Source organism: Shinella yambaruensis (assembly GCF_022899355.1).
GTDB lineage: Bacteria > Pseudomonadota > Alphaproteobacteria > Rhizobiales > Rhizobiaceae > Shinella > Shinella yambaruensis.
In genome coordinates, this window is the sequence record NZ_JALJCK010000001.1 from 499,354 (window position 1) to 525,193 (window position 25,840).

Here is a 25,840-nt window from a genome sequence, read left to right on the forward strand (position 1 = left end):
CCGGTATTGCTTGACAATCCTATTTTAAGTCTAATAATGCAAGTTAATTTTGGAGTTCGCCACGGGATCGGCGAGGCTGGGAGGAGCCGCGATGACAAGGCTTTCCGCTATGCGGCGCGCGGCCGGGCGATGCCGGCAAGCGCCCTTGCGACAGACGTCGGCGAAATGAAGCCGGCGCCCTTCGACTATCTCGCCGCGACATCGGCATCCGAGGCCGCCGAAGCCCTTGCCGCCGCGAACGGCGACGGCAAGATCATCGCGGGCGGCCAGAGCCTCATGCCGATGATCAACTTCCGCCTGGTGAAGCCCGCGATCCTGATCGACATCAACCGCATCGCCGGCCTCGACCGTATCGAGAAACACGGCGAACGTCTGCGCATCGGGGCGACGGTCCGGCACCGCATGACGGCGACGGATGCGCTCGTGCACCGGCACATCCCGATCCTGCACGATGCCATGCATCATGTTGCGCATTTGACGGTGCGCAATCGCGGCACGTTCTGCGGCAGCGTCTGCCATGCCGATCCGGCCGCGGAGATGCCGATGATGACGCTCCTCCTTAACGGGACGATTGCGGCGCTCTCGATCAGGGGCGAGCGGCAGATCGCCGCCTCGGACTTCTTCGTCGGCTCGCTGATGACATCGCTCGAGCCGGACGAATTCGTCACCTCGATCGAAATCGACACACTGCCGCTCGACACGGGCTGGGGCTTCGAGGAGTTCTCGCGGCGCCACGGCGATTTTGCCCTTGCCTGCGTGGCGACGACACTGCGCATCGTCGACGGCGTGGCACGCGACGTCCGTTTCGGCATGATGGGCGTGGGCGAGACGCCGTTGCGCCTGCCGGAAATCGAGGCACGCATCGAAGGCCAGGCGATTTCGCAGGCGCTGCTGCAGGACGTGACGGAGGCGCTGAAGGGGCTCCTGCACCCCAACACCGACATCCATGCATCCGCCGACTATCGCCGGCACCTTGCCGGCACGCTGGCGCGGCGCGCGCTGCGCGATGCCTGGCGGCGGGCCACGCTTCGCAAGGACGCTGCAGATGCCTGAAAAGAAGATCACCCTCAGCGTCAGCGTGAACGGCGTGGTCCACACCGCCACCGTTGAGCCGCGCATGCTGCTGAGCGATTTCCTGCGCCACGCGCTGGGCCTCACGGGAACGCATGTCGGCTGCGAACACGGCGTCTGCGGCGCATGCACCGTCCTTCTGGACGGCCGCAGCGCGAGGTCCTGCCTGATGCTTGCCGTGCAGGCCGAGGGCGCGGAGATCGAGACCGTCGAGGGACAGGGAAGCGTGGACCGGCTCGGGCGGATCCAGGAGGCGTTCCGCCAGCATCACGCCTTGCAATGCGGCTTCTGCACGCCCGGCTTCATCATGGCGATCACCGACATGCTGCGCCACCATCCGCTCGAAACCGACGACCAGATCCGCGAGGCGCTCTCCGGCAACATCTGTCGCTGCACGGGCTACGAACACATCGTCAACGCCGTCCGGGAACTGGCGAAGGAAAGAGGGCCCCTGACATGAGAATGCATTTTCTCGCCGGAGGCCGGCTGCGCATGCGCCGCTCCGTCTTCGTTCCCGGTGCGGCGAAGGAAGAGACGATCGAGCTGCCCGTCCATGCCACCTTGATCCGCCATCCGAAGGGCAACGTGCTTTTCGACAGCGGCTGCAATCCGCAGGCCGCCATCGACCCGCAAGCCTGCTGGGGCGGGCTGGCAAGGGTGATGACGCCGATATTCGATCCCGAGCAGACGGTTGTCCGGCAGCTGGCAACGCTCGGCCTCGAAGCTGGCGACATCGACGTCGTGATCTGCTCGCACCTGCATCCCGACCATTGCGGATGCAACCGGTATTTCGGCCGCGCGACGTTCCTCTGCCACGAGGCCGAGGTCGCGGCGGCAAAGGCGGACGGCGCCGAAAACCAGGGTTACCTGAAACCGGAATGGGACCAGCCGCAGGGTTTCCAAACCTTCGGCGCGGAGCACGACGTCTTCGGCGACGGGCGCATCGTCCTCCTCCCCATGCCCGGCCATACGCCCGGCATGACCGTCGCGCAGGTGGCGCTGGACGGCGGCACCTTCGTCCTCGCCTCCGACGCCGCGCCGCTCCAGGCCAATATCGACGAGGGCATGGCGCCGCGGAACACGTGGAACATGGAGCTCGCCGTGGCGGCGCTCGTGCGCCTGAAGGCCCTGCGGGACAAGGGTGCGACGATCGTCTCCGGACACGACGAGGCGCAGTGGCTGGCCCTGCGGAAGGGCGGGGAGTTTTACGAATGAGCCTGCGCGACCATTCCGTCGAACTGCGCCCCAAGCTCGTCGGCAAGCGGGTGAAGCGCACCGAGGACCCGCGGCTCCTTGCCGGCGTGGGGCAATATGTCGACGACATGGCGCCGGCCGGGATGGTGCATGTCGCGCTGCGCCGCTCCGACCAGCCGCATGCCCGCATCCTCGGCATCGATGTCGGCGAGGCGTTCTCCGTCCCCGGGGTCATCGCCATCTACGACGCGACGGACCTGGAAAGCGAGGTCAGGCCGGCGATCCCCACCTCCCGCATGCCGGACTACTACGCGACGCCCATCTGGCCGCTGGCGCGCGGCAAGGTGCGCTATGTCGGCGAACCCGTCGTCGCCGTCGTCGCGGAAAGCCGCTACGCCGCCGAGGACGCGTTGGAGCATATCACCATCGACTACGAACCCCTGCCCTTCGCGATCCGGCAGGTCGATGCGGTGAAGGACGACGCGCCGCTGCTGCACGAGGAAGCCGGCACGAACACGATCATCCGGCGGGAATTCAAGCGCGGCGACGTCGACGCCGCCTTCGAAAGCGCCGCGGTGACCGTCAGGGGCCGGTTCCGGATGACGCGCAAGACGGCGGTCGCGATGGAAAACCGCTCCTACCTCGCCGAATGGGACCCGCGAAAGCAGGCGCTGACGCTCTACACCTCGTCGAACATCCCCGGCGTCATCCGCGACGTCCTGTCCGGATGCCTCGACCTGCCGGGCACGCGCCTGCGGGTCGTGGCGCCGGATGTCGGCGGCAGCTTCGGCGGCAAGGGATCGCTCTACGGGGAGGAGATCCTTGTCTGCGCCCTTGCCCGCAAGCTGAGGTGCCCGGTGAAGTTCATCAGCGACCGCCTCGAGGACCTGTCCGCGACCAGCCAGGCATTCGACGAACTGATAGAGGCCGAGCTCGCCGTCACGCAGGACGGCCTGCTGATCGGGCTGAGGGCCGACGTCATCGGCGATGTCGGCGCCTATTCGATCTATCCCTGGACCGCGGCCCTCGAAACCGTGCAGGTGGTGAGCTTCCTGCCCGGCCCCTACAGGATGGAGCACTACCGGGGCCGCATCAGGGGTGTCCTCACGCCCAAGCCCCCGACCGGGCCCTACCGCGGCGTCGGAAGGCCGTCCTCGACCTTCGCGATGGAACGCCTGATCGAGATGGCGGCGCGCAAGCTCGGCATGGACCCGGTCGCGTTCCGCCGCAAGAACCTCGTCAATGCCGACGAATTCCCCTACCGGACCGCCTCCGGCATCATCTGGGACAAGTCGGCGTTTCAGGAATGCCTGGCGGGCGCCTGCGCGCATGCCGACTATCCGAACCTCCTCATAGAAAGGGATGAGGCACGAAGGCAGGGACGCTGGATCGGCATCGGCCTTGCGAGCTATGCGGAACTGACCGGCATCGGCTCGCGCATCTCCGTCGCCCCCGGCATGCCCATCAACACGGGCACCGAAACCTCGAAAATCGAGATCGACGCGACCGGCGCGATCACCGCCGCCTTCGGCATCGCCTCGCACGGACAGGGTCTCGAGACCACGCTCGCGCAGGTGATCGTCGACGAACTCGGCTGCAGGCTGGAGGATATCGAGGTCAAGCACGGCGACAGCGCGCTGGTGCCGATGTCCAGCGGCACCTATGCCAGCCGTTCGGCCGTCCTCGGCGGCGGCGCGGCGACCCTCGCCGCGCGCGTCGTCAAGGCCAAGGTCCTGCGCGCGGCCGCCTATCTGATGGAGCAGGACGTCGACGACCTCGACATGCATGACGGCATCGTCACCAGCAAGAGCTCGAACCGGACGATGACGCTCGGGGAAGTCGCATCCGCCGTCTATTCGCAGATGGGCCGCATCCCGCGCGACCGGCGCGAGGACCTTGCCGCATCGGAGACCTATGATCCCTATCTCGGCACCGCCTGTTCATCCACCCATCTTGCCATGGTCGAGGTCGATCCGGAGACCTACGGCGTCAAGGTCCTGCGTTACGTGGTCGCCGAGGATTGCGGAAAGATCATCAATCCGATGATCGTCGACGGCCAGGTGCAGGGCGCGGTGGCGCAGGGCATCGGCGCGGCCCTCCTTGAAGAGGTCGTGCACGACGACCAGGGCCAGGCCGTCGCGGCAAGCCTGGCGGACTACCTCGTTCCCGTCGCGAGCAACATACCGGATATCGGCATCGTGCATATCGAGGCGGACCTGCCCGACACTGTGGGCGGGTTCCGTGGCATGGGCGAAGGCGGGACGATCGGTGCGCCGGCGGCGATCGCGAACGCCGTGTCCGACGCGCTGTCCCATCTCGGCCTCTCGGTCGAGACGCTTCCCATCACGCCGGAGCGGATATTCCGGATGTTGCAAGCGCGCGTCGACCCGGCCGATGCCGTCACAGGTTGAACGGATAACGCAGGATGTAGTCCGTGTCCTTCGCCGCGATCTGCTTCTTGCATTCGGAGCACACGACGATGGCCGAGAAGTCCTGCCCGCAGGTCTTGTGCCGCAGGCGCATCGGCGGCTTGCCTTCCGCAAGCCAGCGGTCTCCCCAGGCCATCATCACCAGCATCGGCTTGTAGAGATCAAGCCCCATTTCGGTGAAGCGGTATTCGAAACGTTCGCTTGAGCCATAGGGGACCTTGCGAAACACTCCGGCCTGCACGAGGCGCGCAAGGCGGTCGGCGAGGATGTTCGTGGCGATGCCGAGATTTTCCCGCATCTCCTCGAAGCGGCGCACACCGAACCAGCCCTCCCGCAGGATCAGGAAGCTCCACCTGTCGCCGATGATCCCGAGCGTCCGCGCGACGGAGCAAGGCCGCACCCGCTCCAGAAGCGTGGGGTCGGAACTGCGGCGCGACGTCGGGCGCGTGTCGACCGGAGCATATCCCGCGCCCGGCCCGTCGCGGGGAGCGACCTCCCGCGCCGTGAACGGCTCCAGGCACTCACAGCAGACCGTGACCGGATGGCATGCGCAGCCGCAGCTCTTGTGTATCAGTTGCAGGGGCGGCTCCTTGCCGCCCGTCAGCCATCTGTCGCCGAATTCCATCAAGGACAGCATGGTCGGAAAGAGGTCCTTTCCTCTTTCCGTCAGGAAATATTGCTGCCCCGGTTCGTTGGGCCGCCGTCCCACGCTCATGATCTCGTTCGCGACAAGGGCGGACAGGCGCGACGACAGCGTCTGCCGGGGGATGCCCAGCCTTTGCTGGAACTTGTCGAACCGGCGAACCCCGAAATACGCCTCGCGGAGAATGAGGAAGTTCCAGGTGTCAAGGACGATCTCCATCGTACGGCGGACGGACGACTGCCTCTGCAGCGGCGCCGGCTTTAACGAAGCACTGTCGGACTTGGCGGGCAGAGTGCCTTTATTCAACATATTCAGCTTGATCTCAGTGGCGCGGCAACAGGATTCAACCATTCTCCTTTGTCCAGGATAGGCGGAAAAGTCTATCAGTGAAAGTTAAAAGCAACCCGCATTCTGCGAACCGGGTACCGGGCGCTCCGGCACACGGCTTCTTGGCGCATCTGCCAGGTTCGGGATTGACGCGGTATCACGGCAAGGAAGGCCGTCCGGGGCTTGACTGGATACGAGCCATCCTCATCACCCCGCTTCAGAAGCGTATCACGAAACGTCCCCGTGCTTTCCCACTTTCAAGCGCGTGAAGGGCGTCAGTGGCATGCGCGAGGTCGATCTCCTCGATCGGATTGAGCAGGGGCTGGCGGGCGTGAAGGGCGACCACCTCGCGCATTTCCTGCCGGGTGCCGACGCTGGTCCCGGTGATGGTGACGCCGGTCGCGGTCAGCCATTCCTGGATGAGCGGCACGGGCTCGGATACCAGCGCCGCAGCAACGATACGCCCGCGCGGCCGGACCGACGCGACGATCCCCGCCCAGGTGGCAGGCGTCGGCGCAAAGTTGATCGCCGCATGGTAGCCGGGATTGTCCGCCAGAAGCCGTTCAAGTCCCTCGCCCGCCGTTTCGACTGCGGCTGCGCCATATCGGCGGGCATGCTCGAGTTTCGCCGGGTCGCGATCCACCGCCAGGACGTGCACCCCCATGCGCGCGGCGATCTGTACCGCATAAAGGCCGAGGCCGCCGCAGCCGAACACCGCGAGCCGCTCGCCGGCCGTCACGCCCGCACGGCGGATGGCGCCATAGGCGGTGACGCCCGCACACATGACCGGTGCCGTCGCCAGCGGATCCACGCCGGCCGGCAGCGGCACGGCGAATGCGGCGTCGACCGCCACATATTCCGCAAAGCCGCCCGGAACGTTGAGGCCATGTGCCCGCTGGTGCTGGCAGAAGGCCTCGTAGCCGTCGATGCATTCGTCGCAGCGCAGGCAGGTGTCGTGCAGCCAGGGTACGCCGACCGTATCGCCCACGGCCCAGCCGCGCACGCCTTCACCGATCGCCTCGACCACGCCCACGCCCTCATGGCCGAGGATGAAGGGGTTTGGCGCCTGCGGCGGCCGCACGTCGCCCTTCCAGATGTGAACGTCGGAATGGCAGATGCCGCAGGCCTTCAGCCGGACGAGCAGCTTGCCGTGCCCTGCAACGGGCCGAGGCACCTGCCTGATCTGCAACGGTTCCCCGTATTCGGCCAGCACGGCAGCCCGCATCATGGGAAATGTCACTGGATGCTGAGCTCCGCCTTGACCGCCGCAAGTCCCGGCCTGCCGTCGAAGGTCAGGACGTCCTTGAGCCAGGCCTCGAGCTTTTCCGGATGCGCCTTCAGCATCTTCTCGGCGGCGTCGCGCGCCTCCAGCCCGTCCGTCATGATCATGTTCATGCCGGCATTCTCGTAGTCGATGTCGAAGACAAGGTTGCCGAAGAACGCCGTCACGTTCGGGCATTGCCCGGGATAGCCCTTGCGAACGAGCGTGCGGACCGTCGCGCCGCCGAAGTCCGGTCCGAATTCCGCGTCTCCGTCCGACAGATAGGCCATGTCCATGTTGACGTTCATCGGATGCGGCTGCCAGCCGAGGAAGACGATCCATTCCCGGTTTTCCACGGCCCTCTGGACCTGCGCCAGCATCGCGGCCTCGCTCGATTCCACGACCTCCCAGTCGCCGGTGAGGCCATGCGCCTTGCTTTCCACCATGTCGAGCAGCGGCTTGTTGGTGCCCGGCTCGATGCCGTAGATCTTGCGGTCGAGCTTGTCGGCGAACGTCTCGAGGTCGTCGAAGGAGGTCAGCCCGCCGTCGAAGACGTATTTCGGGACGGCCAGCGTGTACTTGGCCCCCGTCAGGTTGGTGGCAACGGGAATGACGGAACCGTCATCGAAATAGACCCTGTAGTCTTCATCCTGCACCGGGCGCCAATTGCCCAGGAAAACGTCGATATCGCCGTTCCTGAGGGAATCGAAGGTGATGTTGAGGGCAAGCATCGTCTGGCTCGGTTCGTAGCCGAGCGCGCCCAGAATGATCTCGGCGGTGGTGTTGGTGAGCGCGATATCCGTCCAGCCGAGATCGGCAAGGCGCACCGCCTTGCACTCCGGCGCGTCGGCGGCGAGCGCGGCATGGGCCGGCGCGAGACATGCGGCGCCGGCCGCGACGATCAGGGCGAGTGCTGTCCTGTTCATAGGCGTTCCCTTTCTTGGTTTTCCCGGAAGGATAAGGACGGTTATTTTTAAGACAAGCAAAAATTTGTTAAAGCGCACAAAAATTTGATCTGCTACGGAAAACCATGCAGCAGAAACCGAAGAAGCAGCGAACCCGCATCGAGGACGTCCGCCGCGTCGAACTGATCGACGCGGCCCATCGCATCTTCCTGAAGGAGGGATTGCGGGGCCTGACGAGCGCGAAGATCTGTGCCGAGGCAGGCCTCTCTCAGGGCATCCTCACCTACTATTTCAAGGACAAGGAAGAGGTTCTCTTCGAGATGGTGCGGATGAACAACCGCATCCTCGCCGAGGAGGTGGTCGGCAACCTGCGCCGCGCCCGCTCGGGCTGGGAGCGGCTGGTCGCCCTCATCGACGGAAACTTCCCCGCCCAGCGCTTCGACAAGCAGACGGCGAGCGCCTGGATCTCGCTTTACGCCGAAGCCTCGCACAACGAGCGTTACGCACGCCTGCTGCGCCCCTACTATCGCCGTCTCCGGTCAAATGTTTCCAGCATCCTGAAACCCTATCTCGATCAGGGCGAGATCGACCATTTCGTGCGTGGCTTCGCCGCGATGATCGACGGCCTGTGGCTGCGCCGCGGACATGCCGACATCGACCTGTCTCTGGAGGAGGCCAAGACGATCCTCATCGAATACGTCGGGAAGGCACTCGGACCGGAGGTCGTACGACCGCTGGTCGAGCCGAACGCAAGCGCGCATCAACACAGCGAAACAACAAGGACATGACGATGGCAAAGACACCCCGACGCCCGGCCAACCCGAAAGACGCAGCCGAGGCATTGTTCAAGCCGGCAAAGAAGATCGCCGCGCCCGCCGTTGAAAGGCCCGTGATCCCCAACGCCCGGGAACCCGTCACGCTGAAGATCGACAGCGATGTCCTGGCTTACTTTCAAGCGGAAGGACCCGGCTGGCAGGAGCGCATCAACCACGCCTTGCGCGCAGCGATGAAGACGTCTTCCGGTCCGTGATGGGCGATATCGCGCAAGATGCAGGAGGAAAGACTGGTGCGAATAACGTCCGCGCGCCGTCGAGGATGACGCCCCTCCTTCCGGAACGCCTTCGGCGTACCATGTCGTACGGCAAAGGCGGCAGGTGAAGCAGCGGTCGCCGACCATCTGGTTTTCAAAGCGCGGAGGAAAGCTCCATGACCAGCAATCCTGGTTCGGTGAAGCGACTGCTGCCGGGAGACGCGGCGCCCGCACTGATACTGTCCACAAACCTTGCAACGGGAGCGCATTCTCCTCGCGTCGTATTCAACGAGACCAGCATCGTGGTCCTTTGGAACGCTGGGTGCAGCGGCTGCCTGCCGGCGATCGCGACATATTCCAGGGCAGCAAAGGCCCTCGGCGTGCCGATGTACGGCGTAGCCATCATGGTGCGCGACCTCGACAGGACGATCGAGATCGCTCGCCAGACACCGACGGATGCCTTGCTTGCGCACGAGCAGGTCGATCCAGCGCAGGGCGGCCTGTCCCGAGGCCTGGTGACGCGCGCGTGGCTGGAGGCGAGCGGTCAACGCGGAATCCCGGCCGCGTTCCTGATCGACAGCGGCGGCAAGATTGCCTGGATGGGGCCTCTCGATGACGCCATTCTCGACCCATTGCGCGCTGTTTTCGACGGTGCATGGGATATAGAAGCTGCGCGCCGGCATTGGGAGAATGATGTCTCCGATAACGACGTCATTCATTTGGGCATTCGTCGGGACATTGCCGATGCAATGCTGGCAAATGACCTGGAGCGCGCGCGAAGCTTGATCGACGAGGCTGAACGCAACAGGCCCGAACTGGTTCACGACCATGAATTCGCGATGGAGAAGCTGATCCTGCTTGCCGCCGTGCCCGAAACCGCCGCCGCGGCAGGGGGTTACTACGACACCTGCGTCCGGACGTTCGCGGACGACCCGCTGCAAACCCTCTCCTTCACTGATTGCGTTTTGCACAGGAAGGTGCCGGTGGAGATGTTCTCGCAGGCAGCGCATGATGCGTTGAAGCGCGTGGAACACCAGATCGACGGAATGGCGGACCAGCTCATTCCCCGTCTTCGCTTTCATTTCACTTCGGCAAGGCTTTGCCGCCGCCTCGGTGACGAGGACGGATATCAGCGGTGCGTGGACGCCCTTCGTGCGCTTGCCGCAAATGAAATCACGTCATTCGACCTCAAGCAGCGGATCGCGGCCGAAATTCACCGGCTACACGAGGAGCGTTGATTTACCGGTGCTCTTGATGGGATCCGGCCTGCCGACCTTCTGCCGCTCAACGGCACCAGCGGGCTCGTTCGCATGGAGCATTAGACCGCGCGCAGATACCGCCAGCGTTGTCCGAGCCTTTGTCGTATCAAGGGGGTGCGCAACATCAAGACAGAAATCCCGATGAGCGTATCAAGCAATCCAGCGAGATCCCGGCTTGACGCCCAACGGGTCTTCACCGCAAAGCAGGCGGAGAAGCGGTCAAGGCCGCCTGACGTCGACCGGCTTGTTTCGCATGGGCGAGATCGTGCAGGTCAGAAACTCTATGAAGAAGTCGTTGCGCGGCCTGTGGCCGACGGATTGACCCGCCGTCCCGAAATCCCCTCCCCGCGCCGGATCGGCGGGAAATCGTCCGGCGTGATGGTCTCGCGCTCGAGCAACAGGCGGGCACCGGCCTTGAGGTCGTCGATGCGGGAGCGCAGCAGTTCCTTCGCCGCCGTGGCGGCCTCGTCAAGCATCTCGCGCACCGCAAGATCGACTTCCCGCGCGGTCGCCTCGGAATAGTCCCTGGGATGAAGGCGGGCGCCATCGCCCAGCCACTGCTGTTTCTCCTCCTCGAGCACGACCTGGCCGATGGCGGCGCTCATGCCGAACCGGGTGACGCTCTGGCGCGCGACGTCGGTCACCTTGGCGAGGTCGTCGGCCGCGCCGGTCGAGACCTCACCATAGATGACCTCCTCGGCCGCGCGACCGGCAAGCAGCACGATCATCCGCTCCTTCAGTTCGCTGGCGGTGATCAGGAAGCGGTCGTCGGTGGGCCGCTGCAGCGTATAACCGAGAGCACCGATCGAGCGCGGAATGATCGAGACCTTGTGCACGGGATCGGTCTTCGCCAGCGATGCGGCGGCGAGCGCATGGCCCATCTCGTGGTAGGCGACGCGCTCCCGCTCCAGCGGGCCGAGCAATCGGCCCCGCCGCTCGGCGCCGGCGACGATGCGCTCCACCGCTTCGGTGAAATCGGCCATGGTCACCTGGTCCGCGTCGCGACGGGTGGCGAAGATGGCCGCCTCGTTGACGAGATTGGCAAGGTCGGCACCGGTGAAGCCGGGTGTGATCCCGGCAATATCACCCACGTTCACTCCCGGCGCGGTCCTCACCGCCTTCATGTGAACCCTGAGGATCGCTTCGCGGCCCTTGCGGTCAGGCCGGTCGAGCACGACCTGGCGGTCGAAGCGCCCGGCGCGCGTGAGCGCCGGATCGAGGATTTCCGGCCGGTTGGTCGCGGCCAGCAGGACGATGCCGACGCGCGGATCGAATCCGTCGAGTTCGGAGAGCAACTGGTTGAGCGTCTGCTCCTTCTCGTCGCCGCCGCCATAGCCGCCAAACGGCGTGCGCGCCCGGCCGAGCGCATCGAGTTCGTCAATGAAGATGATACAGGGAGCCGCCTTGCGCGCCTGCTCGAACAGATCGCGCACGCGGGCCGCGCCGACGCCGACGAACATCTCGACGAATTCGGACCCGGAGATCGAGAAGAACGGCACGCCGGCCTCGCCCGCGACCGCCCGCGCCATCAGCGTCTTGCCGGTTCCGGGCGGGCCGACCAGCAGGATGCCCTTTGGAATGCGCGCGCCAAGACGCCCGTATTTCTCCTTGTCCCTCAGGAAGGACACGATCTCCATGAGCTCAAGCTTGGCCTCGTCGACGCCGGCGACGTCTTCGAAGCTCACGCCGGTCTCCCGCTCGACATAGACCTTCGCCTTGGACTTTCCGATGTTGATGAGGCCGCCCATGCCCTGCCGCTCGGCAAAGCCTCGGAACAGGAACATCCAAATGCCGAAGAAGAGGAGTACCGGCAGAACCCAGGAAAGGATGGTGGTAAGCCAGTTGCTGTCGGTGCCACCCGTCACCGCGACCCCCGCCCTGTCGAACACGGCGACCGCGTTCGGGTCCACGCGGGTCGATACGAAGAGGCTCCGGCCGTCCTGTGGTTCCTTGAACTGGCCCTGGATCGTCGTCTCGGTAATCGTGACCGACGCCACCTTGCCCTGATCCACCATCCGCATGAGCTCGGTGTGAGAGAGTGGAACGACCTCGCGCCAGGCCAACCATGCCTGGAATGCGCCGAGCAAGAAGAGCGCCAGGAGGAAATAACCGATGTTGAACGTATGCTTCCGGTCCATGTCGATTACCCCCATGCGATATCGCCGGCTTGTTTCCTTTCACGTTCCGAAGGCCGTATCCTTGATGTCAGTCAAACGAATGACGTCCGGTGACCTTGCCTGTCTTGCCCGCCGCAACCCATGGGCGGACTGATCCAGAAGCAGGCGCGACGTCGCGCCGATGCGCGAAAAAGCGGGTCTGCACCGGTGGGACAATGGGCCAGGCGAAGGCCGCAACGATCCGCTCCGCATCCGTCGCATTGCCACCGGACATGACGAGATCCCGTTTTCCCGTTTCGGCATGGCCTGATTCCAGGCGGTTTCGCGCAATGAAACTTGATCTGCGTCAATGGAGGTGGGGACTGCCCTCTATAGGATGCGTCCTGTCCGCAGGATGCCCCCCAGAGCGGGCCACGGCCGGATGCGAAATGCGATTGCCTTTCCAGCAGGGCATGTCTTGCGCCCGAACCTGCCGAAGGAGACGACCATGAACAATCCGGCGAGCGAGATGCCGCCCTTCCGGCAAGCGGCGTACCTGCCGCCCGTCCCGAGAACGGAGGAACTGGGAAGCGAAGCCTTCCGGGCGATCGACCGCATGCGGGAGGCAATCGCGGGTCAGCTCAGCGCCGGGCTGTCGCCGGCCGCCTTCGCGCTCGCCCTCATCGACTGGTCGATCCATCTCGCCTCAGCCCCCGGAAAGCGCCTTGAGCTGATCGACAAGGCGAACCGCAAGGCCGTCCGCCTGCTTTGCCATCTTGCCGCGGCGGCGGTCGATCCGGACGCACCCCCGTGCATCGAGGCCCTGCCCGGAGACTACCGCTTTTCCGATGCGCGCTGGAAAAAGCCGCCGTTCAGCATCTGGGCCCAGGCGTTCCTGCTCCAGCAGCAATGGTGGCACAATGTCACCAACGAGGTGCCGGGCGTCACCCCGCATCACGAGGATGTCCTATCCTTCGCCGCCCGCCAGGTGCTCGACGTCTTCTCGCCCTCCAACATGCCCTTGACCAATCCGGAAGTGCTGGAAAGGACGATGCGGTCCGGCGGCATGAATTTCCTCGATGGCTGGCGCAACTGGGTGGAGGACGCAGGCCGCCTCGCCGCCGGCCAGCCGCCTGTTGGCACGGAGGATTTCGTCGTCGGCCGGGGCGTCGCGGCGACGCCGGGCACGGTGATCTACCGCAACCATCTGATCGAGCTGATCCAGTATGCGCCGGCGACGGAGGGCGTGGCGGCCGAACCGGTGCTGCTCGTGCCGGCCTGGATCATGAAATATTACATCCTCGACCTCTCGCCGCACAATTCGCTCGTGCGCCATCTGGTGGAAAAGGGCCACACCGTCTTCTGCATCTCCTGGCGCAATCCCACGGCGGCCGACCGCGACCTGACGATGGACGACTACCGCCGGCTCGGCGTGATGGCGGCGCTCGATGCGGTCAATGCCGTCGTTCCCGGCCGAAAGGTCCATGCCGCGGGCTATTGCCTGGGCGGCACGCTGCTGGCGATCGCGGCGGCCGACATGGCGCATCGCGGCGACGACCGGCTGGCAAGCCTGACCTTGCTTGCTGCGCAGACGGACTTCACCGAGCCCGGCGAGCTCGCCCTCTTCATCGACCACAGCCAGGTGCATGTGCTCGAAAGCATGATGTGGAACCGCGGCTATCTTTCGGCCGACCAGATGGCAGGCGCCTTCCAGCTCCTGCGCTCGAACGACCTCGTCTGGTCGCGCATCGTGCACGAGCACATGATGGGCGAGCGCACGCCGATGATCGACCTGATGGCCTGGAACGCCGATTCCACCCGCATGCCCTACCGGATGCACGCCGAATACCTGAAGCGGCTCTATCTCGGCAACGAGCTCGCCGCCGGCCGCTTCATGGTCGAGGGGCGCCCCGCCGCGATCCAGAACATCCGCGTGCCGATGTTCGTGGTCGGCACCGAGCGCGACCATGTCGCGCCGTGGCGGTCGGTCTACAAGATCCACTATCTCAGCAACACCGACCTCACCTTCGTCCTGACCAGCGGCGGCCACAATGCCGGCATCGTCAGCGAACCCGGCCGCCCGCGCCGGCGCTACCGCATCGCCGTGCGCGCGGCCGACGGGCTGTGCGTGGGCGCCGATGAATGGGCCGAGACGGCGGAGGCGCGGCCGGGCTCGTGGTGGGAGGCCTGGACGGGCTGGCTTGCCGCGCATTCGGCGCCCGAACGGGTCGACGCCCCGGCGATGGGCGCCCGCCGCAAGGGCTACACGCCCCTCGCGGATGCCCCGGGTGCATATGTTTTGCAAAGGTGAACCGCCGATGGCGCAGCAGATCGCAGGGACAATCGCCGGTCGATCTCGCTTAAGACAAGCAAAGCTGAACATGCTCGCCGGCGCGGGCAGATTTCCGCAGGCGGTGCTGGAGCGAATTCAGGAAACGATTGCCAGCGGTCAATCGATCCGTTCAAAGGCAAAGCTTTCGGCAAGCGACGCGATGGACCGTTCAATCGTGGTCTGGGCCAAGTGCATCGCACGCGTTTGGAATTGCGTCACCGGACGCAGAAGGAAGAGCGTTCGGGTAAGCGGCGGGTTCACGATGCGACGCGCTATGAGGGTCCCTGCCTTGACCTCGCGCGCCACCGTTCCGAACGGCAGGACCGCGCACGCCGTGCCGTCGGTAATGAGCCCCTTGATCGCGTCCATGGACTCGATCTGGAAAGCGACGTTCAGGGGAAGGTCGAATTCTACCATAGCCTCCTTGAGCAATTGTATGATCTGGCCCTTTTCCGTCGGAATGACGAAGGTGGCGTTCGTCAGCTCGGGCATGGTGATCGGCTTGTCTTCCCCGAAGGGGGAGTTCGGGCTCGTGATGAAGAAGACCGCTTCCCGCAGCACAGGTTGCTTTCGGATCGCCTTGTGATCCGCAACGTTATAAGCAAGAGCGAAATCGAGATCTCCCTGGGCGACCCTGTCTCGGAGAATGTGGCTCATATCTTCGACCAGTTGCACGGAAATCGATTCGGAGAGATGGCTAAGCTTCCGAGCCAAGGTGCCAGCGAGCATGGCGGACAGGCTGCCCGTCAGCCCTATTGAAAGATGCTCCTTCTCATTCTCCGCAAAGGACTTGATGGACTTCTTCACGTCGGCGACATGCGCAAGCAGCTTGCGAGCTTCCACAAGGAAATATTCGCCCGCCGGCGTCATCGCCGTACCGCGACGGCCCCGCTTCAGGAGCCTTACGCCCAATTCGTCCTCGAGAGCGCTGATTTGCGCGCCGAGTGCCGGTTGTACGATATTTAAGGCCGCAGCCGCCCGCGTGATACTGCCCAGCTCACAAATGCAGACGAATGACTCAAGCTGGCGAATGCGCACCGAATCCCGCCTCCCTTTTCCCAATGGTGAACCAGCAACACTATCATGGAACAGGCTGCTGGTCAGGATTGGAAGCCTGATGCGGGTTTGCGCTCAAGCATTCAAGCCCGCTCGTGAAAGGTGGTAGTCCCATACCCGCTCAAGCACGCGCGGATCGAGGTTCTTGGCGCCTGAAAGAGCAACCTCCCCCGGCGTCAGCGCCCGCGGCTCGCCGATCGCCAACGACTGCAACAGGACATCCGCATTGCGGCAGAGTTGTATGCTGCGCATGACAAGCTCGCGGATGCTGCCGCCCACGACCACGGCCCCGTGATTGCGCAACAGCACGGCCGAATGCTGGCCGAGTGCGATGGCCAGCGATGCCCCCTGCTCCCGCGTCGAGACCAGCATGTCGGTGTCGCCAAACGCAGCCTGCTCGTCCCAGAGGGGCACGTTCATGCCGACCGTCGCTCCCACATGGGTGACCGGGACCCATGGCCGCCCGGTCACGCAGAAGGGCATGATCGCGGGCGAATGGAAATGACAGATGGCGCGCACATCCGGCCGGACCCTGTAGATCGCCCCATGGATGATCCGCTCAAGATAACCGCCGCGTGTATCGGAACCGATAATCTTCGAATCCGCGTCATAGTGCTGGATATCGTCCAGCGCCACGAGTTCCGGGCTGCGGGAGCGGGAGATGTGATAGCCGGTCTTTGCGCCGCGAATGCTGACATGGCCGAAGGCATCCAGCACCGCCTCATGCGCCAGGATGCGGTTCGCATGAACCAGTTCCACCAGTGCCGCCTGATCGCCCATGCTCACACCACGACCTTGGTCATGATACCGGGCGTGAAAATTTCTTCCGGTGTCATATGCCGTTCGGCAATGCCCTGCTGGTGGGTGTAGAGCAGCATCTGCTCGAAGGTCTTGCGATTCTTGTCGATGCCGAAGGGGAACGGATCGGCGCCGAAAAGATCGCGCATCCTGCGGGCATAGATCGGCATCCAGGCGAGCGGATAGCGCGAAACCGCCGGATCGAACAGGCGCTCCAGGCTGCGCCGCTTCGATTCCTCGAATGCATTGTAGAGATTGCGCGCCACCCAGGGGTTTTCCTCCACGACATGTTTCCGCATCGCGACGATATGCATGATCGGCCAGACGCCGGTCGTCCTGTAGTATTCCTCCTCGCGCTCCAGGAAGTCCGGGATCAGCCGCTCGACACGCGGATCCTCTTCGAGGAAGCAGGTCGGCGGGCGGGCGATAATCGCGCAGTCGATCTCGCCGCACGCGAGCATTTCAGACAGCGACTTGTCGGCGATGCGCTCGATCGCGACACCTTCCGGCAGTTTCAGGTCCACCTTTTCGATACGGCCCGGCGCGTTCGCGCCGGCCTGCACCCAATGCACGTCCTGCAGCTTGACGCCGACCTCGTTGTGCATCCAGCCGCGCATGTAGACGGCTGCGGAATGCGCCCATTCCGGCACACCGATCCGCTTGCCTTTCAGGTCCGCGACGGTTTTGATGCCGGCCGCCTTGTTGACGTAGAAGGAGGAGAACCGGAAAAGCCGCGAGCAGACGACCGGCAGGCCAACGATGTCGCTGTCCGGCCGGCTGACCTGCGCCATGAACTTGGCGAAGGACAGCTCCGCCACGTCCCATTCGCGGTTGAAGGTGAAACGGGCGAAAATCTCGTGATGGCTCAGCATCGACCAGGTGTGCTCGATGCCTTCGGCGTTGACGGTGCCCAGGCGGAAATCGCGAAAGTGATCATAATCGGTGGTAGCAATCGAAAGCTTCAAACGGTTCATGACAGTATCCGGAACTCAGCGGGTGATGATGTTGACCTTGGCAGGGTCGATATTGACGAGGATGGGATTGCCGATCGGCGTGCGAAGGCTCGGATGAACGCGCGCCAGAAGCCGCGTTTCGCCGACCGAAACCATGTAGTCGACACATTCGCCGAGGAAGACCTTGGTATCGACGCGACCTTCGAGAAGATTGCCGGACGCGCCGTTCTCCTTGCCGGGCTCGATCAGATGGACGTTCTCCGGACGGATCGCTACAGTGAGCTTGTCACGCACGTCGAGCGCCTCTTCCGATACGACTTCGATGGTGCCGGCCGGGCTTTCGACCGCCCAGCGACCGGCCTCGCTGCCACGCGCGGCAACCTTGCATTCCATGAAATTCGAGGAACCGATGAAATCCGCGACAAAACGGGTCTGCGGCGCCTCGTAGATGTCGCGTGGCGAGCCGAGCTGGACAATCTGGCCGTCATTCATGACGGCGATCTGATGGGAGAGCGCCAGCGCCTCCTGCTGGTCATGCGTCACGTAAAGCGTCGTGAGGTTCAGCTCGCGCTGAAGGCGCTTCAGTTCGAAGCGCATCTGCTCGCGCAGCTTGGCGTCGAGGTTGGAGAGCGGCTCGTCGAGAAGCAGAAGCCGTGGCTCCATGACAAGCGCCCGGGCAAGCGCAAGTCGTTGCTGCTGACCGCCGGAAAGACGCGTCGCCTCGCGGCCCGCGTAACTCTCCAGCGCCACCGCCTTCAGCACCCGCTCGACCTTCTCCTCGATCTGCTTCTTGGAGAAGCCGGCTTTGCTGACCCGCAGCGGAAACGCGGCATTCTCGAAAACGCTCATATGCGGCCAGATGGCGTAGCTCTGGAAGACCATGCCGAAATTGCGGCGGTTCGGCGCCACGAAGACGCCCTTGCCGGCGGAATAGACGGTGACGTCCTCGACGGAGATATTGCCCTTGACCGGCCGCTCGAGGCCGGCGATCGAGCGAAGCATCGTCGTCTTCCCGCAGCCGCTCGGGCCAAGCAAGGTGAAGAGCTTGCCTTGCGGCACATCGAAGGAGATATCCTTGGCGGCGCGGACGGCCTTGCCCTTGCCGTCGGCATATTCGGTCGTTAGTCCCTGAACATTGAGCATTCAACATCTCCTCAAGTCCGCCGCGCTCCCCGCACGGCCGGTCTTCATCAGCGGGACATCGCGGACGTTCGCGATGTCCCCGTTCGATCGGTCACCTACTTGACGGCCTTCTCGAAGGTGTCGCGCCACTCGGCAAGCTTGTCGAGCATGGCCGCGCCGTCGACGACCTTGACGTCGAGGCTCGTCGGCAACGGGACAATCTTGATGTTGGTCGGCGTGAAGCCGCGTTCGGCAAGGATCTTCTGGCCGTCCGTCAGCGTGAAGTCCTGGAACAGGATCGCCGCATTCGGATGCTTGGCGGTCTTGGCGATGCCAAGGCCGTTGACGCGCGCAACCGATGGACCGAGTTGCAGGGACTTGATCGGTGCACCGTCCTTGTTCATCTGATCGACCTTGTAGAAATAGGTCGTCAACGCCAGAGGCACTTCGCCGGAGGCCGCCAGGTTGGTCAGGAGTGTGTGCCCCTTGCGCAGCGAGATGCCGTTGGTATCCGCGAGCCTGGTGAAGAAGTCGATGCCTTCCTTCTCGCTCGGGAAGCTGGCATTGACGGTAGCAAGCCAGTCGTAGGCCTCCGCTTCCAGGCCGACCTTGCCCTTCCACTTCGGATCGAGCAGGTCACTCCAGGCGTTCGGTACGTCCGCCTCGGAGACGAGGTCGGTGTTGTAGGCCGCCGTGATGATATTCAAGCGGCTACCGACCCATTCCTTATGTGCGGGAACCGCGCCTTCGAAAATATCCGGAATAATGGGCGACGAGACGGGCTGCAGAATGTTTTCCCGGTGCAGCGCTTCGAGTTCCGGCCCGTTCGTCTCGATCAGGTCGGCATCATGGCGGCCTGCCTTGATCTCGGTAACCGCACGGCGGAGCACATCTTCAGAACTGCCGCGCCAGATGGTGACCGGGATATCGTATTTTGCAGTGAACGCCTCGGTCATCGCGGTAACGTCCTCGACGGGCGTAGCCGTGTACAACGTCAACGCCCCTTCCGCCTTCGCCGCAGCCACCAACTTTTCCAAGCGGTCCGGACCGTTGTAGCTGGAGGCCTCGTCGATCGTCTGCGCCATCGCCGATGTCGCCAGGAAGGCTCCGAAGAGAGCCGCCGTGCGCGTCAAATGTTTCAGCAAATTCAGGGTGTCTGGCATGTGGTTCCTCCTCCAAAGAATTTCTGGGCCTTGTCACTGAAAGGTGGTCTCGAACGTCTCGCGCCATTCCGTAAGCGCGTCGAGCATCCCGGTCGGCTCGATGACCTTGACCTCCATGCCCGCCGGGAATGGCACTTCCTTCGTGTTGGTCGGCGTAAAATGGCGCGACGCCAGGATCTTCTGCCCCTCCGTCAACGTGAACTGCTGATAGAGGATCGCGGCATTCGGGTGCGCGGTGGTCCGTGCGACGCCGAGCCCGTTGATGCGGGCGATGGCTGGCCCCAACGACAAGGCCTTGATCGGCGCGCCGTCCTGTTCCATCTGGTGAACGCGATAGAGATAGACCTGAAGCATGATCGGCAGTTCGCCCGAGGCGGTCATGTTGGCAAGCTGCGGGTGGCCCTTGTGCAAGGGCGGGCGATTGGTCTCGGCAAGCTTCCTGAAGAAGGCAAGCCCCTCCTCCCGCGAGGGAAAACTCTGGATCACCGTGGCCAACCAGTCGTATGCCTCCGATTCGATGCCGATCTTCCCGCCCCACCTCGGATCAAGGAGATCGTCCCAGCGCTTCGGTACATCCGCCTCCGAAACGAGCTCGGTGTTGTAGGAGGCCGTGATGACATTGAGACGGCTGCCGACCCATTCCCGGTGATCCGGCACCGCATCCGGAAAAATCTCGGAGAAAACAGGTGAATCGACGGCCTGCAGGATGTTTTCGCGGTGGAGGGCTTCGAGTTCCGGACCGTTCGTTTCGATCACGTCGACGTCGTGGCGGCCGCCCTTGATCTCGGTAACGGCGCGCCGCAGCACGTCCTCCGAACTGCCGCGCCACAAGGTTACCGGAATACCATACTTCGCGGTGAAGGCGGCGATCACCTGATTGACGTCGTCTACCGGCGTTGCCGTGTAGAGTGTCAGCGTTCCCTCCTTCTTCGCGCCGGCGACCAGTCTTTCCATCCGGTCCGGTCCGTCATAGGCGGCAACTTCGGCGACCGACTGCGCCAACGCGGGACCTGCGGCAAGGACAACGACGAGACCGAGCGCAAGCACCCTGCGAGTAATGCCTTCATGGAACTTCGGATTGATCATCTCTTCCTCCCTTATCTCAAAGCCGGACCTCCCAATCCGGCTTACGCTTCCTTGACTCCGAACCTCTTGCCCACGAGCTGGGCGAGCATGACGACGATGAAGAGCGCAATGATCATCATCACCCCGAAGGCGGAGAGTTCGACATACTGGCCGTTCTGCCAGAGCTCCCAGATGACAATCGACACCACTTCCGAACCGGGGCTGTAAAGCAGCACGGAACTGGACAGTTCACGGATCGAGACGACGACGATGTAGATCCAGCCGGCGAGCAGGCCGGGCTTCAACAGCGGCAGCACGATGCGCACGAAGCTCTGGCTCCAGGAGGCGCCGCTCATCGCGGCCGACTCTTCGAGATCCTTGTGGATCTGCAGCATCGACGTGGTGTTGTAGCGGATGCCGTAGGGCATGAAGCGCGTCACATAGGCGATGAAGATGATCCAGGTCGTGCCGTAGATGCCGATGTCGAGATAGAGGTAGCAGATCATCACCGACAGGCCGAGCACGAGCCCCGGAAAGACCATCGGCAACGAGGCGACATTGTCGAGCAGCCACCGCGCGGGCAGCTTGGTGCGGATGACGATCCAGCAGATGACCGCGGTCAACAGCATGATCGTCGTCGCGGCGCCAAGCGACAGCATCGCGCTGTTCCATACCGCCTGGCCGACCATCGGGTAGTTGATGACCTTGACATAGGCATCGAAGGAAAGGCGGCTCAGAGCGGACCAGGAGGGCACGCTGTAATACTTGTTCAGCGACGACCAGAAGAGCACGAGGAACGGCAATACGATGACCAGGATCATGTAGAGGACGATCAGGATCGCGGCGGGAATGCGCCAGACGCCGAGGTCGAACGGCCGCGGGCGAAATCCCTTGCCGGTGACGGTCGAGTATTTGCTCCCCTGGCTCGACAGCTTCGACTGGAAATAGATGCCGAAGGAAGCGATCAGCAGCAGCACGACGGCATAGGCGGAAGCCAGCCCGACATTGCTCGGATATTCCCGGATCGCCTCGTAGATCGACGAGGTGAAGACCTCGATGCCGACCGGCATGCCGAGCAGCGCCGGAACCTCGAAGGATTCGATCGAGCGGATGAACAGGATGAAGAACGAGGCGATCAACGCCGGCCAGACGAGTTTCAGCGTGATGCGGAACATGATCTGGCCGATGGACGCGCCGGACATCAGGGCGGACTCTTCCAGCGACGGGTCCATGGAGCGGAATGCCGCCGACATCAGCAGGAAGGCGATCGGCGAATAGTGCAGCCCTTCGACCCAGATCATGCCGCCCATCGAATAGATGTCGAAGACCGGACCGGAGAGACCGAACATGTTTTTGAGCATCAGGTTGAAAAGCCCGATCTGCGGGCTCGCAACCATGATCCAGGATACGGTGAAAAGGATCGACGGGATGACCAGAGGCACGATGGAGGCCGCATAGAACATCATCTTGAAGGGCGTGTTCGTCCGCTCGTTGAGCCAGGCGAAAAGGGTGCCGATGAACAGCGCCAGACAGGACGTGCCCGTTGCGAAGACCACCGAATTGCGAAACAGCGGCAGAATGCTGCTGTCGGTGAGCGCACGCACATAGTTACCCAGCGTGAAGATGGCCGGAATGTCGCCTGCGGCAGGCGTCATGAAACTCTGCCACAGAAGGAAGACCAGCGGCACCAGCGCCAGCCAGCCGACGATCAGCACCGCGGCGCCGATGATCAACCATTCCGGCCTGATGCGGCCGAAGAAGCTCGGCTTTTCGACCGATTTTGCGAAGCTGCTTTCGTGTAACGACATCCCGACCTCCCGAACGAAATGCTGCCGGCAAGCCGGGGATCAAACCCCGGCCGGCGACATCGCGAGGTTTTCCTTATGGTAGCCCGCGATCTTCTGGTAGCTGGTGGATAGCTTCTCGAGATCCTCGTGGCTAATCACCTTGTTGATGTCGTCGAACGGCTTGTCGCCCGTCCGCTCGTAGACTTCGCGCAGGATTGCATCCGGCGGGTTCTTGCGATTGGTGAGCACGACCTGCGCGGTGGCCGGGCGGCGGATCGCCTCATAGGCATGCATCGCCTTGACGGGATCGCCTTCCTTGACGATCGCATCAGTCAGCGCCCGGCAATCGAGGATCGCCTGAGCCGAACCGTTGGCGCCACGCGGATACATGGGATGGGCAGCGTCGCCGAGCAACGTCACGCGGCCGAAGGTCCACTGGTTGAGCGGATCCTGGTCCACCATCGGATATTCGAGGATGGCGTCGGCCGCCTTGAACAGCGCCGGGCAATCCAGCCAATCGAACTTCCAGTCCTTGACGACATCGAAGAAGTCCTCGAGGCGGCCCGGCTTGTTCCAGTCGCGCTGCGACTTGTAGCTCTCCGTCGCGATGTCCACGACCCAGTTGATGAGCTGCGTGCCCTCGCCGTCGATATTGTCGCGGATCGGGTAGATCAGCACCTTGGCGGTATTCAGCCAACCGATGCGCACCATGCTCGCACCGGTAAGGAACGGTTTCCACTTGGTGACGCCGCGCCACATGTTGATGCCCGAGTAACGCGGCGGACCCTCGTTCGGATAAAGCTGCTTGCGGATCTTCGAATGGATGCCCTCCGCGCTGACAACCATTTCGGCCTTCACCGAAGGACGCGCCGAGCCATCGCGCGGATCGACGAAATGTAAGGTGACGAGGTCGTCGTCCTGTTCGAAACCGGTGCACTGCCAGCCGGTCATCAGGCGGTCGGCGCCGCAGCGCGCCTTGAAGGTCTCCACCAGAACCATGTGCAGGTCGCCGCGGTGGATCGAGAACTGTGGCCAGTCATAGCCGGCATAACGACCGGTCGGCTCGCTGAAGATGTGCTGGCCGTAACGATTGTAGAAACCGGATTCCCTGGTGGTGATCGCCACCTTGGCCAAAGCTTCTTCGAGGCCGAGCTTGCACATTTCACGCGCGGCATGCGGAAGAAGATTGATCCCGACCCCAAGCGCCTTGAGTTCCGGGGCGGCTTCGTAAACCCGCGAGGCAATCCCCTGCTCCTTGAGCATCAGCGCGAGCGTCAAGCCGCCGATGCCTCCTCCAACGATCGTCACTTCCATTCGTCTGCTCCCATCTGAGAATAGCCCGTTCCCCGCAAAGTTGCGGGATACGTGTGGTCAGTCGGGACTCTGGGCAAAGCTCCGCCGGCGGCCCGGACACCCGAAACCGTCGCCAATCTCAAACTTTTCCGATCCTCCCGCTCATCGCGACTGCCGCGACCCGAGCCGCCCGATCTGCGATGTTGATGAAAGGGGTAGAGCCATTCTTGCCAATTGACAAATAGATAGATTGTTTGAAGTCATCTCAAAAACAGATGACTGAAATTCGGATGACCACACGAACGGTTCGTTGGACGGTTCGACCCGCCTGCAATTCAAGATCAGAAAATCTTCAATGGAATCATTTACTTGAACTGACAGGCCAGACGGACGCCGGCGCGGCCGTTCTCATGTCGGCTGACTGAGGTGTTCGCGGCGAAGGCTGCCGCACAGGCGGATGCGGCAGCCCGGGATATCGGACGGCGGGATCAATAGTCGGCGTATGGAAGATAGGAACGCCGCTCCACATCGGGGAAACGCTCGCCGGTGCGCACGAAGCGCGTGTGCTCCTCGATCGGGTTGGGATAATGTTCCCAGCTGCGCTGCTTGCCTTTTTGCATCGCCCTGTTGACGAACTGGCGCACGCGCTGACTCTGCATGACCTCCGCACGGAGCTTCGGCAGATCCCAGATCGCCTCGACCGCTTCCAGCAGCCGTTCGAGTTCCGGCTGGAAGGCAGGATCGTCCGCCAGGTTGCGCGTTTCGCCGGGATCGGCGGCAAGATCGTACAATTGCGTGGGATAGGCCTTCGACACCACGATCTTTCTGGCGCCGCGGCGCAGCATGACGCGGGGAGCCTTCGTTCCTCCGTCGATGTGTTCGGCCATGGTCACGCGCTGCGGATCGTCCTTGGCGAGCAGGGGAAGAAGGCTCCTGCCCTCGTGCGGCGTGACGAAAGCCCCCGCGTCACCACCCCCGAGATCGACGAGGGTCGGCAGCAGGTCGAGAAGCGAGACGGGCGCGACGATCCTCGAGAGCCCCTTCCCATCCGGACGATAGACGACCAGCGGGACGCGGATGGCGGGGTCAAAGAGGTTCTTCTTGAACCACAGACCCCGTTCCCCGATCATGTCGCCATGGTCGGATGTGAAGATTATCACCGTCTCATCGGCGATGCCCGCGTCCTCCAGCGTCTTGCGCAACTCGCCGAGCTTGCGGTCGACATAGCTGATCATGCCGTAATATCCGCGGCGCGCGCGCCGGTAGATCTCATCCGTCACCTCGAACTTGTCGAGGCTGTAGTGGAAATAGAGGGACCGGCTATGCGGGTCCAACGCGTCGAGCGGAATCGTCGCGGTGCGCGGCGGGTCGATGCACTCGTCCGTATAGAGGTCCCAGTATTCCCGCGTGATGACGTATGGATCATGCGGCTGCGTGAAGGAGACCGTCATGAACATCGGCCGACCATCGCCGTAGCGCCGCCAGTCGAAAATGTGCTGCGCCGCCCGCCGCGCGACTTCGTCGTCATAGTCGATCTGCTGGGAACGGGCGAGCGGGCCTGCGTCGGCGATCGTCTCGACGCTGGAGACCCCGAACGGCACCTTGCCCTTGGCGACGATCTCCTCGTCCTCCAGCTCGTCATAGGTTTTCGGCGGCACCCAGCTGAAGTCGGCCGGGTAGATCTCGGTCGTCAACCTGTCCTCATAGCCATGATGCTGATCGGGGCCGACAAAATGCATCTTGCCGGAGATGCAGGTGTAGTAGCCGGCATCGCGCAGATAGTGCGCGATGGTCGGAACCGCGGCCGGAAACTCCGCGGCGTTGTCGAAGGCGCCGATCCGCGACGGCAGGCGCCCGCTCATCAGAGCGAAGCGCGACGGCGCGCAAAGCGGGTAGTTGCAATAGGCATTTTCAAAGACCGAGCCCTGCTCCGCCAGACGGTCGATGTTCGGTGTCCTGCAGACCCTGTTGCCGTAGACGGAAAGCGCGATGGCCGTCAGCTGATCGCACATGACAAGCAGGATGTTCGGTTGTTTCCGACGCATGCTTTTTCCCC

Annotated in this window: 22 protein-coding genes; 8 read left to right on the top strand and 14 right to left on the bottom strand. The window is 63.5% G+C overall.

Annotated elements, in window-relative coordinates; translation table 11 throughout:
- Window positions 1-129 precede the first annotated feature (129 nt).
- Genes MUU56_RS02510 through MUU56_RS02525 form a run of 4 tightly spaced genes read left to right on the top strand, consistent with a single transcriptional unit; the run spans window position 130 to window position 4,676 of the window.
- On the top strand, window positions 130-1,053 hold the full coding sequence (locus MUU56_RS02510) for an FAD binding domain-containing protein (RefSeq protein ID WP_317633296.1): 924 nt from the start codon (window positions 130-132) through the stop codon (window positions 1,051-1,053).
- Window positions 1,046-1,531 carry a (2Fe-2S)-binding protein gene (locus tag MUU56_RS02515; RefSeq protein ID WP_244765741.1) on the top strand — a complete coding sequence of 162 codons (486 nt, stop codon included), beginning with the start codon at window positions 1,046-1,048 and terminating at the stop codon, window positions 1,529-1,531. The genes MUU56_RS02510 and MUU56_RS02515 overlap by 8 nt, the downstream gene beginning before the upstream one ends.
- Window positions 1,528-2,286, top strand: coding sequence for an N-acyl homoserine lactonase family protein (locus tag MUU56_RS02520; RefSeq protein ID WP_244765742.1), 759 nt, complete (start codon window positions 1,528-1,530; stop codon window positions 2,284-2,286). The genes MUU56_RS02515 and MUU56_RS02520 overlap by 4 nt, the downstream gene beginning before the upstream one ends.
- The gene (locus MUU56_RS02525) at window positions 2,283-4,676 is read left to right on the top strand and encodes a xanthine dehydrogenase family protein molybdopterin-binding subunit (RefSeq protein WP_244765743.1); all 2,394 of its coding nucleotides are present in this window, start codon (window positions 2,283-2,285) and stop codon (window positions 4,674-4,676) included. Before MUU56_RS02520 ends, MUU56_RS02525 begins: the two co-directional genes overlap by 4 nt.
- Here MUU56_RS02525 and MUU56_RS02530 read toward each other — a convergent pair.
- The 3 genes from MUU56_RS02530 to choX form a co-directional block, all read right to left on the bottom strand.
- Complete coding sequence (locus MUU56_RS02530; RefSeq protein ID WP_244765744.1) at window positions 4,666-5,688, bottom strand: winged helix-turn-helix transcriptional regulator; 1,023 nt, start codon at window positions 5,686-5,688, stop codon at window positions 4,666-4,668. The two genes, MUU56_RS02525 and MUU56_RS02530, sit on opposite strands and share 11 nt — an antisense overlap.
- A 193-nt stretch (window positions 5,689-5,881) precedes the next feature.
- A complete protein-coding gene (locus MUU56_RS02535) occupies window positions 5,882-6,892 on the bottom strand; it encodes an alcohol dehydrogenase catalytic domain-containing protein (protein ID WP_244765745.1) in 1,011 nt (336 codons plus the stop codon).
- Window positions 6,893-6,900: 8 nt separating this feature from the next.
- Entirely contained in the window at window positions 6,901-7,851 is a 951-nt protein-coding gene (gene choX, locus MUU56_RS02540) for a choline ABC transporter substrate-binding protein (RefSeq protein WP_244765746.1), read from the bottom strand.
- A 104-nt stretch (window positions 7,852-7,955) separates the two neighbouring features.
- On the opposite strand from choX, the gene betI reads away from it, so the two are divergent.
- The 3 genes from betI to MUU56_RS02555 all read left to right on the top strand — a co-directional run bounded on the left by betI (window position 7,956) and on the right by MUU56_RS02555 (window position 10,098).
- Window positions 7,956-8,618, top strand: a complete 663-nt coding sequence (gene betI, locus MUU56_RS02545) for a transcriptional regulator BetI (protein WP_244765747.1) — start codon at window positions 7,956-7,958, stop codon at window positions 8,616-8,618.
- Between the two features lie 2 nt (window positions 8,619-8,620).
- Window positions 8,621-8,860 (top strand): BrnA antitoxin family protein, encoded by a 240-nt coding sequence (locus MUU56_RS02550; protein WP_244765748.1) that lies wholly within the window; start codon window positions 8,621-8,623, stop codon window positions 8,858-8,860.
- Between the two features lie 176 nt (window positions 8,861-9,036).
- On the top strand, window positions 9,037-10,098 hold the full coding sequence (locus tag MUU56_RS02555; protein ID WP_244765749.1) for a TlpA family protein disulfide reductase: 1,062 nt from the start codon (window positions 9,037-9,039) through the stop codon (window positions 10,096-10,098).
- Window positions 10,099-10,400: 302 nt separating this feature from the next.
- Here MUU56_RS02555 and ftsH read toward each other — a convergent pair whose 3' ends face one another.
- Window positions 10,401-12,257, bottom strand: coding sequence for an ATP-dependent zinc metalloprotease FtsH (ftsH, locus tag MUU56_RS02560; protein WP_244765750.1), 1,857 nt, complete (start codon window positions 12,255-12,257; stop codon window positions 10,401-10,403).
- Window positions 12,258-12,324: 67 nt separating this feature from the next.
- Window positions 12,325-12,510, bottom strand: a complete 186-nt coding sequence (locus MUU56_RS02565) for a hypothetical protein (protein ID WP_244765751.1) — start codon at window positions 12,508-12,510, stop codon at window positions 12,325-12,327.
- Window positions 12,511-12,744: 234 nt separating this feature from the next.
- On the opposite strand from MUU56_RS02565, the gene MUU56_RS02570 reads away from it, so the two are divergent.
- Window positions 12,745-14,526 carry a PHA/PHB synthase family protein gene (locus MUU56_RS02570; RefSeq protein WP_263193958.1) on the top strand — a complete coding sequence of 594 codons (1,782 nt, stop codon included), beginning with the start codon at window positions 12,745-12,747 and terminating at the stop codon, window positions 14,524-14,526.
- A 138-nt stretch (window positions 14,527-14,664) separates the two neighbouring features.
- Here the strand turns inward: MUU56_RS02570 and MUU56_RS02575 are convergent, their stop codons facing one another.
- The 9 genes from MUU56_RS02575 to betC all read right to left on the bottom strand — a co-directional run bounded on the left by MUU56_RS02575 (window position 14,665) and on the right by betC (window position 25,829).
- Entirely contained in the window at window positions 14,665-15,585 is a 921-nt protein-coding gene (locus MUU56_RS02575) for a LysR family transcriptional regulator (RefSeq protein ID WP_244765752.1), read from the bottom strand.
- Between the two features lie 93 nt (window positions 15,586-15,678).
- On the bottom strand, window positions 15,679-16,383 hold the full coding sequence (locus MUU56_RS02580; protein ID WP_244765753.1) for a class II aldolase/adducin family protein: 705 nt from the start codon (window positions 16,381-16,383) through the stop codon (window positions 15,679-15,681).
- Window positions 16,384-16,385: 2 nt separating this feature from the next.
- Window positions 16,386-17,375, bottom strand: coding sequence for an ABC transporter substrate-binding protein (locus MUU56_RS02585; protein ID WP_244765754.1), 990 nt, complete (start codon window positions 17,373-17,375; stop codon window positions 16,386-16,388).
- Window positions 17,376-17,390: 15 nt separating this feature from the next.
- Complete coding sequence (locus MUU56_RS02590) at window positions 17,391-18,497, bottom strand: ABC transporter ATP-binding protein (protein ID WP_244765755.1); 1,107 nt, start codon at window positions 18,495-18,497, stop codon at window positions 17,391-17,393.
- A gap of 95 nt (window positions 18,498-18,592) precedes the next feature.
- Window positions 18,593-19,639, bottom strand: coding sequence for an ABC transporter substrate-binding protein (locus tag MUU56_RS02595; protein WP_244765756.1), 1,047 nt, complete (start codon window positions 19,637-19,639; stop codon window positions 18,593-18,595).
- Window positions 19,640-19,672: 33 nt separating this feature from the next.
- Window positions 19,673-20,725, bottom strand: a complete 1,053-nt coding sequence (locus tag MUU56_RS02600; RefSeq protein ID WP_244765757.1) for an ABC transporter substrate-binding protein — start codon at window positions 20,723-20,725, stop codon at window positions 19,673-19,675.
- A 41-nt stretch (window positions 20,726-20,766) separates the two neighbouring features.
- Window positions 20,767-22,512 (bottom strand): ABC transporter permease, encoded by a 1,746-nt coding sequence (locus tag MUU56_RS02605; RefSeq protein ID WP_244765758.1) that lies wholly within the window; start codon window positions 22,510-22,512, stop codon window positions 20,767-20,769.
- 39 nt (window positions 22,513-22,551) lie between these two features.
- Entirely contained in the window at window positions 22,552-23,805 is a 1,254-nt protein-coding gene (locus MUU56_RS02610; RefSeq protein WP_244765759.1) for a flavin-dependent oxidoreductase, read from the bottom strand.
- Window positions 23,806-24,272: 467 nt separating this feature from the next.
- Window positions 24,273-25,829, bottom strand: coding sequence for a choline-sulfatase (gene betC, locus MUU56_RS02615; protein WP_244765760.1), 1,557 nt, complete (start codon window positions 25,827-25,829; stop codon window positions 24,273-24,275).
- Between the last annotated feature and the right edge of the window lie 11 nt (window positions 25,830-25,840).